The organism is Bacteroides faecichinchillae JCM 17102 (assembly GCF_000614145.1).
GTDB lineage: Bacteria > Bacteroidota > Bacteroidia > Bacteroidales > Bacteroidaceae > Bacteroides > Bacteroides faecichinchillae.
Genome location: NZ_BAKK01000027.1, coordinates 15460 through 29176 on the forward strand (window position 1 = coordinate 15460; position 13717 = coordinate 29176).

A 13717-nucleotide genomic window follows, 5' to 3' on the forward strand; every position below is an offset into this window, starting at 1 on the left:
TTGAAAATTAAAAAAGTACTAGTATCGCAGCCTAAGCCTGCGTCAGAGAAATCTCCCTATTACGACATCGCTGAAAAGTATGGCGTAAAGATAGATTTCCGGCCTTTTATCAAGGTGGAAAGCCTTTCGGCGAAGGAATTCCGGCAACAGAAGATTTCGATTCTTGACTATACTGCCGTAATATTTTCTTCCCGTCATGCAATTGATCATTTCTTCCATTTGTGTACAGAACTTCGTGTCACAATCCCGGAAACAATGAAATATTTCTGTGTAACTGAAGCGGTTGCACTGTATATCCAGAAATATGTTCAGTATCGTAAACGTAAGATCTTCTTCGGTGCTACCGGAAAGATTGAAGACCTTGTTCCTGCTATTTTGAAGCATAAGACCGAGAAATATCTCGTGCCTATGTCTGATGTGCACAATGATGATGTGAAGAATTTACTCGACAAGCATAATATCCAACATGCTGAAGCTGTGATGTATCGTACAGTCAGCAATGACTTTACAGCCGAGGAGGGTTTCGATTATGATATGTTAGTGTTCTTTAGCCCTGCCGGAGTAACTTCTTTGAAGAAGAACTTTCCGGATTTTGACCAGAAAGAGATCAAAATCGGTACCTTCGGTTCGACTACAGCACAAGCAGTACGCGATGCCGGACTTCGTCTAGATCTTGAAGCTCCTACAGTGAAGGCTCCGTCGATGACTGCTGCACTTGATATGTTTATCAAGGAAAACAATAAATAATTCATAGTGAGTTTATATACATTGCGTAAAGCCGAAAGGCTGAATAGTAAAATTCTGGTCGGAAAGATGTTTGAAGGAGGTGTTTCCAAATCCTTTTCCATCTTTCCGATACGCATTGTATATATGCCTGTCGAAAAAGGAGAAGCTTCGGTTTCTATTCTTATCAGCGTTTCGAAACGGCGATTCAAACGGGCGGTAAAACGCAATCGGGTGAAACGTCAGATTCGTGAAGCTTACCGCAAAAACAAACATCTGTTGCTGGATCAGTTACAATGCTGTAATCAACATCTTGCCATTGCTTTTATTTATCTCTCGGACGAGTTTGTTGCTACTTCCGAGTTAGAAGAAAAGATAAGAACAGCGCTTTTGCGCATTTCTGAAAAGCTATCATTATGAAAGCTTATGTTCGCTGGATATCAGTCATCTGGGGAAATATAAGAATGGTTCTTAGAAAAGTATTTTCATTTTTATTGTTGCTTCCCATCTACTTTTACCGAGTTTGTATTTCACCTCTGACTCCTCCTTCCTGTCGGTTTACTCCTACCTGTTCGGCTTATGCTGTCGAAGCAATAAAAAAACATGGTCCTGTTAAAGGGTTCTTTCTGGCTGTCCGTCGTATCCTGCGATGTCACCCCTGGGGTGGATCCGGCTATGATCCGGTCCCCTGAATGATTCGACAAAGATTTAGAATATGAAAAAGGTCGCAAAAGAAAATACAAAAAAGATTCTGGACATTCACACACATAATTTGAAGAGCGATGAACGTTCTATTTATAACTATCCTCTGTTGTGGATTTCTCCAATACATATGCCACCGGCACCTAATCCGGAAGCTGATATAAAAAGAAAGCTTGCTTTACAGCAATTGATATCAGCAAAGCCTTCGGTAGGAGGTTTGTTGGATGGACCGGTTTTCATTAACAAAGAAGCGCTGAAGGAAGGACACTTTTATTCAATGGGAATTCATCCCTGGGAATTAAGTCAAAATAATCTGGAAAAACAGTGGGAGCGCATGAGCGAATTGCAACCTTCCAAGCAAATGATTGCTATCGGTGAGACAGGACTAGACAAACTGGCTCAGGCCTCGATGGATTTACAGCTTTCTATTTTCAAGGCACATGTAGACATTTCCGAAACGTTTAAGTTGCCAATAATTATTCATTGTGTGAAAGCAATGGAAGAACTGCTGGCGGTAAAAAAGGAATTTCGTGCTAAACAACCTTGGGTCTGGCATGGCTTTCGGGGAAAACCGGAGCAGGCAAAGCAGTTATTGAAGCTAGGTTTCTATCTGTCTTTCGGAGCGTATTATCCGGATGAGACAATGTTGGCAGTACCGCCTGAACGTTTGTTTCTGGAAACAGATAATAGTCAACTTGATATTGAAGTACTTCTTCAACGGGCAGCTAAGGTACGTGGAGTGGAGGTAGAGGCGCTCCGGAAGACGATTCAGGAAAATGTACAAAATGTCTTTTTTAAGGCGTAAGAGTTGTATCTTCGGAGAAAGAGTCGTACTTTTGCCGAAAGTGGAAAAGAAAAACAATAAAAACCTAATAAAAAGAGTAATACGATGAATTTTGTAGAAGAATTAAGATGGCGCGGTATGTTGAATGACATGATGCCGGGAACAGAAGAGTTGTTGAACAAAGAGCAAGTTACGGCTTATTTGGGAATCGACCCGACTGCTGATTCGTTGCATATCGGACATCTTTGCGGTGTGATGATGCTTCGTCATCTTCAACGTTGCGGTCACAAGCCATTGGCACTTGTAGGCGGTGCAACAGGTATGATTGGTGACCCTTCCGGTAAATCGGCTGAGCGTAACTTGCTGGATGAAGCAACGCTGTATCATAACCAAGAATGCATCAAACAGCAACTGGCTAAATTTCTTGATTTTGAATCGGATGCTCCGAATCGTGCTGAGTTGGTGAACAACTATGAGTGGATGAAGAACTTTACTTTCTTGGACTTTGCCCGCGAAGTAGGCAAACATATCACTGTGAACTACATGATGGCGAAAGATTCAGTGAAAAGACGACTGAATGGTGAGGCGCGCGATGGTTTGTCATTTACAGAATTTACCTATCAGTTGTTGCAAGGGTATGATTTTCTTCACTTGTATGAAACAAAAGGTTGTAAGCTTCAGATGGGTGGATCTGACCAATGGGGTAATATTACTACCGGTGCTGAATTGATCCGTCGTACTAATGGAGGAGAGGTATTTGCTTTGACTTGTCCATTAATTACAAAGGCGGATGGCGGTAAGTTCGGTAAAACGGAATCCGGTAATATCTGGTTGGATGCCCGTTATACTTCACCTTATAAGTTCTATCAATTCTGGTTGAACGTAAGCGACTCTGATGCAGAACGTTATATTAAGATCTTTACTTCTATCGGTAAGGAGGAAATTGATGCGTTGATTGCTGAACATCGTGAGAATCCGCATCTACGTGTACTTCAGAAACGTTTGGCAAAAGAAGTAACGATCATGGTTCACTCTGAAGATGATTACAATGCAGCAGTAGATGCATCTAATATCTTGTTTGGTAATGCTACCTCTGAAGCTTTACGCAAACTGGATGAAGATACTTTGCTGGCAGTGTTCGAAGGAGTCCCTCAGTTCGAAATTTCTCGTGATGTGTTGGCAGAAGGAGTGAAGGCTGTCGATCTGTTTGTGGATCATGCGGCTGTATTTGCTTCAAAAGGAGAAATGCGTAAGTTAGTTCAAGGTGGAGGCGTTTCGTTGAATAAAGAGAAGCTAACGGCTTTTGATCAGACAATTACAACTGTTGACCTGCTGGATGAGAAATATTTGCTTGTTCAACGTGGCAAAAAGAACTATTATTTGCTGATCGCGAAATAAGAAAAAGAGGGTTTCTGATAAAAAAAATATCGAAATATTTGGAGATTTAGTTGGATAACCCTATCTTTGCACCGCTTTTTAACAGAAAGCACTCGAGTTTGTCCTATGGTGTAATGGTAGCACAACAGTTTTTGGTTCTGTTTGTCTAAGTTCGAATCTTGGTAGGACAACTACTAATTAAAGAAAAGCCCTGGAAGGTAATACTTTCGGGGCTTTTTCATTTTCGGGGATTGGAGAAAGAATATAAAAAAGAAAGACATAATATGAAAAAGAGTTTGTTATTATTGTTTTGTTTGTTGGGCTTGATTAGTGTTTGCATTGCGAAGCCGACAAAGACATTTACAGTTTTGCAGTTGAACCTTTGGCATGAGGGTTCTAAGGTTCCTAACGGCTATCAAGGGATTGTAGATGTGTTGGATCAGGTGGATGCAGATGTTGTTTTCTTGTGTGAAATTAGAGATTTTAATGGGAATAAGTTTATGCCTCGTGTATTAAAGGATCTGGAAGCTAGGGGGAAACATTACTATGGAGAGACTTTAGGTATGGTAGTCGGTGTACTGAGTAAGTTCAAACCGGATAGTCTGATGAGATGCTGCATTGTGCCCGGTGATGAGGTTCGTGCAATGTTGAAGATGGTAACTACGATAGACGGACAATCGATATCTTTCTACTCTTGTCATTTAGATTATTTGCATTATGAATGTTATATGCCTCGTGGTTATGATGGTACTACTTGGAAGAAGATGGATAAGCCGATTACGGACGAGAATGAAGTTCTAAAAGCAAACCGAATGGCTTATAGAGATGAGACAATCCGTTCTTTTGTTCAAGAGGTTCAGTCGGATATTAAACAAGGGCGTCCGGTGATTATGGGTGGAGATTTTAATGAACCTTCTCATTTGGATTGGCAAGCAGATACAAAAGATTTGTGGGATCATAACGGAGCAATTATCCATTGGGACTGTTCTATGATGCTTCATGAGGCGGGCTTCAAAGATACTTATCGAGAGAAATATCCGAATCCTGTTCAATATCCCGGATTTACCTTTCCTGCCGGAAATAAAGTAGCTGAACAGGCTAAATTAGAAATACTGGCTTGGGCTCCGGATGCTGACGAACGGGATCGTATTGACTTTATCTATTATTATCCGATGAACTCAAAGCTATCGATGAAAAACTGCTTGCTGGTAGGTCCTTCGGAAACTGTTATTCGTGGAAAAATAACAGAAAACAATTCTAAAGATAAGTTTTTAACACCTTCTTGTATCTGGCCAACAGATCATAAAGGGAATCTTGTTACGTTTAAGATTCGGAGAAAATAATTGTCTGATAAATAAATTGTTAGGTCGAAATTGGTCAAAAACGACGCGCATTATCAATGTAAAAGCATTTATGTTCATCGTCATATTTTTGTATATATCGCTACTATACAGATGATTGCATTGCGTCATCTTTTTATTATGATTTCTAGATACAATAATATAGAAAGTAAATAGACAGATCAAAAATACAGAATACGGTTATTCGGAAAATGTCTTAAAAGAGTCGTGAATGATTGAGACACTTCATGTGAAAAAAGATGGCGCAATGTAATCATTTGAATATTAACGGAATATATAATAATATGACAATGAAGCAAAGTCTTTTCATTTATTCAAAATAAGCCGTTCTTCCTAAAAAACATTGAATAGATTGTTATCAAACACCGTAATGTTTGAAAAAAAGATCGAATAGATTGAAAACAATCTTCTTATAGATTATAGAAGAACAAACTAGTACTTGAGTTGTCCGACTCTAATACATCTTTCAGCTGATTCTAGTACTTCAGTTGTCCAATTGTAGTACTTCAGTTGTTTAATACTAGTACATGTTCCAGATTGTTCTTGTACAACATTTGGAGAAACTGCCAAGGGTTATTCTCTTCAAGATGACGATGGAGTTTGGAACTAACTTCTATGGTATTGCTCAATTTGAAATGGATGAATTATCCCATCCTGCCACTTTTCGGTATATAGCCCAACGGATGATATGTAGTAACGTTTTTCATTCGAGAAATTTTCAATTCTCACTTCTTGGCCGTACTTACTTAGGTGCGTTACTTCAATGTATTAGTGTGATAAAAAAGGATGTTTGTGTAATTCATTAGAAAAACGATCTCCCAAAAATGCTGTTTTCATCGATACTTTAGTACAAAAGATGAGTTGGTCCAAAATGGTCAGCCTTCTTTTTTGGTAAAATACAATTTATGCTTTATTTTTGTTCTGCTCACTTGATTTTGTAATACTGAAGAACAACTTTATTTATTCTTATAAAAGCAGCATTACTAATTTGATAATCACTTTGAAAGACAAATTAATAAAAGTTCCTTTGTTATTAGTCTGGGTTATGTAATAAGAGGTTAACTAATGAATTTAATACAATGCTAAAACGACAGAAATGAAAAATGGGTTTACTTTAATTCTATTTCTATGTTTGGTAATATCATGCCATGACTCAAAAAAGAATCGACTCTCTAATTTAGTAAATGAGTGGAACGGAAAGGAAATACAATTTCCATCCCATTTAGCTTTTACAGTTCAAGGCAAAGATACGGTTTGTTTTGACTATTCTCGTTCTACATATAAAATTGTAATATATGCGGATTCGATGGGTTACCTTAGTTGTAAACTACAGCTTTCTAAATGGAAAACTTTTATGCAAGAAGTGGATTCTTTGCGAGATCAAAATAAAGCTGTTTCATTCGTATTTTGTTTTTGTCCCCAAAACAGAGAGATGTTACAAAATGTTTTATGTTATGAGCATTTTGTTCATCCTGTTTGTATAGATGAGCAAGATGAATTTAATAAACTAAATCATTTCCCATCAGAGATAACTTTTCAGACATTTTTATTAGATCGAGATAATAGAGTGATAGCGATTGGTAATCCTATCCTTAATCCCAAGGTGAGAGAATTATATTTGAAATTGATAAGAGGTGAAGCCAAAACAACGGAAAAACAAGTAGTGACTATGGGAGAATTGAGTGAAAATAAGGTGGACTTTGGCATTTTTCCTAAAACAGAGAAGCAGGAACGAATAATTGAATTAAAGAATACGGGTACAGAAGTGTTGGTAATACAAGATGTAACTACTTCATGCGGATGTACTAAACTGGAGTTTGAAAGGACCCCTATTCCTGTAGGAGATAAAAGAGTATTAAAGATTATTTATGAAGCAGATAACAGTGGATACTTTCAAAAAACTGTAGATGTGTTTTGTAATATAGATTCTTCTCCTTTGCAAATAAGTGTGATAGGAGAAGCTAAAGATAAATGAGACATAAAAGATAATTTGGAGAATGGCTTTGGTAGAGCATTAAAATGGCGGTAAAACTGTAGGTTGTTTACAAAGATTTATCTAATCAAACTAGTGCACTTACGGTTTTTATATAAACAATTAATTAACATGAATTTTATTTGATAGGTTGAACTTGCACTGGTTTAATTCTGTCAATGAGAAAATTAAATTTTATCTATTATGAAGAAAAAAGTTTTTTTAGTTGTACTTGCTATTACTGTAGTAAGTGCAGTTTGTGTGAAGAAAAGTATGAAGGGTGTTCGCCTGACAGACTTGGGATTAGAGAATGTTGAGGCATTGGCTGCTGACAATGAGGGAACTAGTGTAGGTACTTGCTATCTGGAAGAACCAACTTCTTCTGATAGAGATCACAAATTATTCTGTGATAGACGTACAGATAACAGTACTATCTATCCGTGTCCGCAAACTACGACATATGGCCCATATTTAGAAAACTCAAGAGACAGATGTACAAAGTAGTTGATTTCTGAGTGTCTGGAAAATTCAAGAGCATATATTGTTTTCTTTTATTTACCAATTAATAATGATTTCGGTATTTGCTCTTGAAATATAAATATCTTAAATAATTTAACTTATAGTGAAATGTTTGGAAGATGAAAAGAATTAAAGGAGTGTTTTATTTTATGTCTATCTTGATTCTTTGTACCAATACCAATTGTAGTAGAATGCATCATGATGATAGCATGTACTTCAATGGAAAGATTCAAAATATTGAGGATGGCATAAAGGATGCCAGAAATTTACAATTGAAATCCTTGCCTCTGAATGGAGCGAATTATGGGTGGATTGCTGCTTACGATTCACTTATGTTTTTTATGAATCCTAAATTACCTAATCAGTTTTTCAATGTATTCAACATAGATATGGGAGAAGAACTTGGTACTTTCTGTAATAAAGGGAGTGGGCCGGAAGAGGCTGCATCTGTGGGGCCTATCTTTCAGCTTTTTAAAGAAGGAAATGAATTGAAAACCCTTCTTTTTGCTCCCAATGAGGAAAGACTGTTGATTTGGAATATAACTCAATCCTTGGAGCAAGGCAAGACAGTGATGGATAGGATTATTCCTTATGCGTGGAGGGATAAAAATAAAGGTGCTTGTTATAATGAAATGTTTCTTCAAGATAGCAACACGTTATTGACTAAAGTCAGTGCTTTTCCTATTAGTGATGATGATGCAACTTTGCCTTTTTTCCAGAAGCGAACTCTTGATACTAATAAATCTTTGAAGGACTATCAAAGTTATAAACAAACTATTAAAAATGAGGAATTGCCTCTTATGCCCGAGTGTTTTTTTAACTCTAATAATACATTTAAACCGGACGGCACTAAAATAGTACAAGCTATGATACGTCTTCCTCAATTGAATATTGTTGATGTGCAAACAGGAGAGGTTGTCGGATATCGCCTTAACTATGGTTTGGATTTCTCGGTTTTTAAAGGAAAAAAACAATTAAGAAACTTCTATGGACTTGTACAGGCTGATGACAATTATATATATGCATTGTATTGGGGCAAAGTACAATGGGGAGATATCAATACAATCTATGTGTTTGATTGGAGTGGCAATTTAATAGATAAATTGAAGGTAGATCATTATATAAGTAGCATATGGCTGGATATGGTCCGGAATAGATTCTATATCATTGAGAGCAAGACAGATGATGTCTTTTATTATGATTTGGATGAACTTAACAAAGAATGGGAATCCCGTTAGTTCTGCTTCAGTTTCTCATTCTGGAAATTCCGGGGAATTCTGTTGTTGTGACTAATATAATCTGAGTGCTGATTTTTTAATTAAATATGAAAGACCTGTTCCCAATCAAATCGTATTATAGTTCGTTAAAAAGATATATATCGCATCAATTCCAGACATTTTTGGTGGATAATTAAAACGAAATTGTAATGCAAAGACGTTTTCTTTTATTATTTTTGCATCGTGTACGCAAACGAAGTACATCTGGAATAGAGAACTTATTCAATAATTAAAATAATAAGATATGAAAACGAACTATGAGATTCGCTATGCTGCCCATCCGGAGGATGCAAAAAATTATGATACTAAAAGAATCCGTCGCGATTTCTTAATCGAAAAGATATTTGCTCCCAATGAAGTGAATATGGTGTATTCCATGTATGACCGTATGGTAGTGGGAGGTGCATTGCCAGTAGGGGAGGTACTGACTCTTGAAGCGATTGATCCGTTGAAAGCCCCATTCTTCCTGACTCGTCGTGAAATGGGTATTTACAATGTTGGAGGACCGGGTGTAGTAAAGGCTGGTGATGCAGTTTTTGAACTTGATTATAAGGAAGCTCTTTATCTGGGGTCAGGAGACCGTATGGTGACTTTTGAAAGTAAGGATGCTTCCTGCCCTGCTAAGTTTTACTTCAACTCTTTGACAGCACACCGAAATTACCCCGATCGTAAAGTGACAAAGGCTGATGCAATAGTAGCCGAAATGGGTTCGTTGGAAGGCTCCAATCACCGTAATATTAATAAGATGTTGGTGAATCAGGTACTTCCTACCTGCCAATTACAGATGGGAATGACGGAGTTGGCTCCGGGAAGTGTTTGGAATACGATGCCGGCTCATGTCCATAGCCGTCGGATGGAAGCTTATTTCTATTTTGAGATTCCCGAAGATCATGCCATCTGTCATTTTATGGGTGAAGTAGACGAGACCCGTCACGTATGGATGAAAGGTGACCAGGCAGTTCTTTCTCCTGAATGGTCTATTCACTCGGCTGCTGCTACTCACAATTATACCTTTATTTGGGGGATGGGTGGAGAGAACCTTGATTACGGTGATCAAGATTTCTCATTGATTACAGACTTGAAATAACAATTAAAATAATTCTCTATAATTTAATAACAAAAGATTATGAATCAGTTTTTGAATTTTTCTCTGGAAGGTAAAGTCGCTCTCGTAACAGGTGCTTCTTATGGTATTGGTTTTGCTATTGCTTCTGCTTATGCAGAACAAGGCGCTACTATCTGTTTCAATGATATCAGCCAGGAATTAGTAGATAAAGGAATGGCTGCTTATGCCGAAAAGGGAATTAAGGCTCATGGCTATGTATGCGATGTAACAGACGAACCGGCTGTTCAGGCTATGGTTGCTACCATCGAAAAAGAAGTGGGTAGCATCGATATTCTTGTAAATAATGCAGGTATCATCCGGCGTGTTCCTATGCATGAGATGGAAGCTGCTGATTTTCGTCGTGTAATCGATATTGATCTGAACGCTCCTTTTATCATGTCTAAGGCTGTTTTGCCGGCAATGATGAAAAAGGGGCATGGTAAGATTATCAACATCTGTTCTATGATGTCAGAGTTAGGTCGTGAAACTGTATCAGCATATGCAGCTGCCAAAGGCGGTCTGAAAATGCTGACTCGTAATATCTGTTCTGAGTATGGTGAGTACAACATCCAATGTAATGGTATTGGTCCGGGTTATATTGCTACTCCGCAAACTGCCCCTTTGCGTGAAAAACAACTGGATGGAAGCCGTCACCCATTCGATTCATTTATTTGTGCCAAGACTCCTGCCGGTCGCTGGTTAGATCCTCAGGAACTTACAGGTCCTGCTGTTTTCCTGGCTTCAGAAGCTTCTAATGCGGTCAATGGACATATACTCTACGTAGACGGAGGTATCCTTGCATACATCGGTAAACAACCAAAATAGTTTTTTAACGGATTATTGATAATGGGTAATGGTGGCTGTATGGCCATGAGTATCCATTATCAATTTCTTAATTTTTAGTCCAAACTTCATTATTTATCAACCAATGAAAGTGAGCAAGATATTAATTCTAATGGCTGTTATCATCATGAGTTGTATTTCTTCCTGTGCAGATAGCAAACAAACAATGACGGTGACAGTGTCTAATCCTTTGGGAGTGGAGCGTATAGATGAGATGGTTGAGGTGGCAATGAGTGATGTAGTTGCTAAATTGAAATTGGCAGATACAGCACAGATTGTGATACTTGACATGGATGGGCAGCAAGTTCCTTACCAGATAACCTATGATCAGAAAGTTATTTTCCCAGCAAAGGTGAAAGCCAATGGTACAGTAACTTATACCGTTCTGGAAGGTATACCGGAGCCTTATAATGTGATAGCATGCGGCAGATACTATCCGGAACGTTTGGATGATGTGGCTTGGGAGAATGATTTGGTTGCTTTTCGTGCATATGGTCCGGCTTTGCAGCAACGTGGCGAACGTGGGTTCGGTTATGATGTGTTTACTAAATATAATACAACAGAGCCTGTTGTAGAAGCTCGTTATGCCAATGAAGTGAGTGAGGAGAAACGAGCAAAAATAGCAGAATTGAAGAAGACCGATCCTAAGGCTGCCGGAGAACTGGAGCGTGCTATTTCCTATCATATCGATCATGGCAATGGAATGGATTGTTATAATGTAGGTCCTACACTGGGAGGCGGTACATCTGCTTGATGGTGGGGGATACCATTATATATCCTTATTGCTATCGTACACAGGAAATACTGGATAATGGCCCCTTACGTTTTACTGTGAAGTTGGAGTATAATCCGTTAGTGGTACGTGGTGATTCTAATGTTGTGGAGACTCGTGTGATTACGTTGGATGCCCATTCTTATTTGAATAAAACGGTGGTTTCTTATACGAATCTGAAAGAATCAGTACCCGTAGTTACTGGAATTGTTCTTCATGAGCCGGATGGGACAATAAAGACTGATGTTACTAATGGATATATGACTTATGTAGATCCGACCGGGAATCCGAAAACTGGTAATGGTAAGATATTTATCGGAACTGCTTTTCCTGTTCAAATTAATGAAGCCAAGGTCGTACTTTTCTCAGAGAAGGAGAAGAAAGAAGAGCGTGCCGGAGCGGATGGTCATTTATTGGCGATCAGTGATTACCAACCAGGTGCTGAATATACTTATTATTGGGGTTCTGCATGGGATAAGGCAGCTATTAAGACAGTTGATGCTTGGAATGAGTATATGGCTCAATATGTGCAGAAACTGCATGCTCCACTTACTGTATCCTATTAATGAACTGATTATTTAGATTCTGGTGATTCTTTTACGATACGGATATTTCGCATTAATCCCGAATATTTAGCCCTCTTCACGGCACTCCCTTTGAAGAGGGTTTTATATTGTTCTTCTGTCAGACTTTGCCAATCACTTTTTTTCATTTGCAGCAGAGAAGGAGAAGGGTGAAATTCTTCTGTTTTGCAAGGAGTGGAATAGCGGTTCCATGGACAGATATGCTGGCATTCATCACACCCATATATCTTTTTATCCATTTTTTGCCCTATATTAGGCGAAAGGTCCCCATGATATTCAATGGTAAGGTATGAAAGACATCTCTCGGAATTAAGCCGGAAAGGGGCTTCTAAAGCTTTTGTTGGACAAGCGTCCATACAGCGGGTGCATGAACCACACCGGCTTTTCTGTGGAATATCATAATTATCGGCTACTATATTGATAATTACTTCTCCTAAAAAGAAGCAGGAACCGGCATGAGGAATGATCAGTTGTGTGTTTTTTCCTATCCATCCGAGTCCGGCGCGCCATGCCCAATACCGTTCGAGTATAGGTGCTGTGTCGCAAAAGATACGACCGCTAACCGTTAGGGGAGAAGTAGCTGGAACGATTGTTTCTGAGCTAGTTGATGAGAGTATGATAAATTCCAGTAGAGCATTGAGTTTTTTCTTCATCACATCGTGATAATCTTTTCCGTAGGCATACCAAGCAATCTGATATTCCTCTATCGGAAGTTTAGTTTCCGGATAGTAGTTTAATGCGACACTGATGACTGTACGTGCTCCTTCAACTAATAGACGAGGATCAAGGCGTTTATCTTCATAATTTTGCATATAAGCCATTTCTGCCTGACAGCCATTAGCCAACCATTGGCGGAAGAAAGTCGCTGCTGATTCATTGACAGACTCGGCAGGTGCCAGTCCACAAGCGGAAAAGCCGAGGCGAGTGGCTTCGGCTTTTATTTGTTCGGAAGAGAGAAGTTTATTCATATAAAAATACTTGTCTCGTTATAAATATCTTGTGGTAAACCAGAGTTTAGTATCTTGCAGCTTATAATACTTTAAACTCGTATCCCTCTGCTTTCAGAAACTCGATGGCTCGTGGAAGTGCATATTGAAGATTCCCGTTATTCCAGGACTTCAGAGAGTCGTGAAAAGTAATGATAGAGCCATTTCTTACATAACGTTTCACATTATTCAGGACTTGTTCGGGACGCATCCGTTTACTGTAATCGCGTGTCACAAGGTCCCACATAATGATTCGGTAATAATGTCGCAATGTGTAGTACTGCCGGAATCCCATGTGCCATGTGGTGGGCGGAACAGTTCGGAATGAATCATTTCGTCTACCTTTTTTGTGTTTGCTAGGTATTCCGGATTGGAATATTCGAATCCTCGGATGTGGTTGAAAGTGTGGTTACCAATGCGATGTCCGTGTTCTACCACCATCCGGTATACATCCGGGTGTTTGCGGATATTATCGCCTACCATGAAGAATGTGGCTTTAATATCATACTTTTCCAGTAACTCTAACACCCAAGGAGTTACTTCCGGGATAGGTCCGTCGTCGAAAGTCAGATAAACTGCCCGTTCGTTCGGGTCCATGCGGAAGATGGCTTGTGGGTACAACGCTCGGAAAAGCCAAGGCGGTTGTTCTATAAACATAAACTAATTGAATAAAAAATGCAGAATGAAGAATGAAGAATCCAGTGCGACATAA

The 13717-nt window shown here is 38.8% G+C and carries 12 protein-coding genes, 1 tRNA gene and 2 pseudogenes; 13 read left to right on the plus strand and 2 right to left on the minus strand.

Translation table 11 applies throughout. The features are described 5' to 3' along the window. The 13 genes and pseudogenes from JCM17102_RS13625 (at window position 1) to JCM17102_RS27660 (ending at window position 12001) form a co-directional block, all read left to right on the plus strand. Window positions 1-747, plus strand: a complete 747-nt coding sequence (locus tag JCM17102_RS13625; RefSeq protein ID WP_025075532.1) for a uroporphyrinogen-III synthase — start codon at window positions 1-3, stop codon at window positions 745-747. A 6-nt stretch (window positions 748-753) separates the two neighbouring features. Then, entirely contained in the window at window positions 754-1143 is a 390-nt protein-coding gene (gene rnpA / locus JCM17102_RS13630) for a ribonuclease P protein component (protein WP_025075533.1), read from the plus strand. 44 nt (window positions 1144-1187) lie between these two features. Next, a complete protein-coding gene (yidD, locus tag JCM17102_RS13635) occupies window positions 1188-1415 on the plus strand; it encodes a membrane protein insertion efficiency factor YidD (protein WP_033886875.1) in 228 nt (75 codons plus the stop codon). 23 nt (window positions 1416-1438) lie between these two features. Continuing rightward, window positions 1439-2230: a TatD family hydrolase gene (locus JCM17102_RS13640; protein WP_025075535.1), complete on the plus strand. Its 792-nt coding sequence runs from the start codon at window positions 1439-1441 to the stop codon at window positions 2228-2230. 84 nt (window positions 2231-2314) lie between these two features. Further along, window positions 2315-3607 carry a tyrosine--tRNA ligase gene (gene tyrS, locus JCM17102_RS13645; RefSeq protein ID WP_025075536.1) on the plus strand — a complete coding sequence of 431 codons (1293 nt, stop codon included), beginning with the start codon at window positions 2315-2317 and terminating at the stop codon, window positions 3605-3607. A gap of 99 nt (window positions 3608-3706) precedes the next feature. Then, window positions 3707-3777 (plus strand) — tRNA-Gln (locus JCM17102_RS13650). A 93-nt stretch (window positions 3778-3870) separates the two neighbouring features. Next, window positions 3871-4929, plus strand: coding sequence for an endonuclease/exonuclease/phosphatase family protein (locus JCM17102_RS13655; protein WP_025075537.1), 1059 nt, complete (start codon window positions 3871-3873; stop codon window positions 4927-4929). A gap of 1114 nt (window positions 4930-6043) precedes the next feature. Further along, window positions 6044-6922, plus strand: a complete 879-nt coding sequence (locus JCM17102_RS13665; RefSeq protein ID WP_025075539.1) for a DUF1573 domain-containing protein — start codon at window positions 6044-6046, stop codon at window positions 6920-6922. Between the two features lie 201 nt (window positions 6923-7123). Beyond that, window positions 7124-7423, plus strand: coding sequence for an NVEALA domain-containing protein (locus tag JCM17102_RS13670; RefSeq protein WP_025075540.1), 300 nt, complete (start codon window positions 7124-7126; stop codon window positions 7421-7423). 134 nt (window positions 7424-7557) lie between these two features. Continuing rightward, window positions 7558-8676 carry a BF3164 family lipoprotein gene (locus JCM17102_RS13675; RefSeq protein ID WP_025075541.1) on the plus strand — a complete coding sequence of 373 codons (1119 nt, stop codon included), beginning with the start codon at window positions 7558-7560 and terminating at the stop codon, window positions 8674-8676. A gap of 283 nt (window positions 8677-8959) precedes the next feature. Continuing rightward, window positions 8960-9802, plus strand: a complete 843-nt coding sequence (kduI, locus tag JCM17102_RS13680) for a 5-dehydro-4-deoxy-D-glucuronate isomerase (protein ID WP_025075542.1) — start codon at window positions 8960-8962, stop codon at window positions 9800-9802. 39 nt (window positions 9803-9841) lie between these two features. Beyond that, complete coding sequence (locus tag JCM17102_RS13685; protein WP_025075543.1) at window positions 9842-10645, plus strand: gluconate 5-dehydrogenase; 804 nt, start codon at window positions 9842-9844, stop codon at window positions 10643-10645. A 109-nt stretch (window positions 10646-10754) separates the two neighbouring features. Beyond that, window positions 10755-12001, plus strand: a pseudogene (locus JCM17102_RS27660) (BT3233 family polysaccharide utilization protein). Window positions 12002-12009: 8 nt separating this feature from the next. Here JCM17102_RS27660 and queG read toward each other — a convergent pair. Both queG and JCM17102_RS27665 read right to left on the minus strand, forming a co-directional pair. After that, window positions 12010-12987 (minus strand): tRNA epoxyqueuosine(34) reductase QueG, encoded by a 978-nt coding sequence (gene queG / locus JCM17102_RS13695; protein ID WP_025075544.1) that lies wholly within the window; start codon window positions 12985-12987, stop codon window positions 12010-12012. A gap of 61 nt (window positions 12988-13048) precedes the next feature. Next, window positions 13049-13662: pseudogene (locus JCM17102_RS27665) on the minus strand (polysaccharide deacetylase family protein). Window positions 13663-13717 lie beyond the last annotated feature (55 nt).

What these genes read in the sequence shown, in the direction of transcription:
- yidD (WP_033886875.1), top strand. Translation starts at nt 1,188, where the DNA reads ATGGTTCTTAGAAAAGTATTTTCATTTTTATTGTTGCTTCCCATCTAC.
- JCM17102_RS13640 (WP_025075535.1), top strand. Translation starts at nt 1,439, where the DNA reads ATGAAAAAGGTCGCAAAAGAAAATACAAAAAAGATTCTGGACATTCAC.
- tyrS (WP_025075536.1), top strand. Translation starts at nt 2,315, where the DNA reads ATGAATTTTGTAGAAGAATTAAGATGGCGCGGTATGTTGAATGACATG.
- JCM17102_RS13655 (WP_025075537.1), top strand. Translation starts at nt 3,871, where the DNA reads ATGAAAAAGAGTTTGTTATTATTGTTTTGTTTGTTGGGCTTGATTAGT.
- JCM17102_RS13665 (WP_025075539.1), top strand. Translation starts at nt 6,044, where the DNA reads ATGAAAAATGGGTTTACTTTAATTCTATTTCTATGTTTGGTAATATCA.
- JCM17102_RS13670 (WP_025075540.1), top strand. Translation starts at nt 7,124, where the DNA reads ATGAAGAAAAAAGTTTTTTTAGTTGTACTTGCTATTACTGTAGTAAGT.
- JCM17102_RS13675 (WP_025075541.1), top strand. Translation starts at nt 7,558, where the DNA reads ATGAAAAGAATTAAAGGAGTGTTTTATTTTATGTCTATCTTGATTCTT.
- kduI (WP_025075542.1), top strand. Translation starts at nt 8,960, where the DNA reads ATGAAAACGAACTATGAGATTCGCTATGCTGCCCATCCGGAGGATGCA.
- JCM17102_RS13685 (WP_025075543.1), top strand. Translation starts at nt 9,842, where the DNA reads ATGAATCAGTTTTTGAATTTTTCTCTGGAAGGTAAAGTCGCTCTCGTA.
- queG (WP_025075544.1), bottom strand. Translation starts at nt 12,987, where the DNA reads ATGAATAAACTTCTCTCTTCCGAACAAATAAAAGCCGAAGCCACTCGC.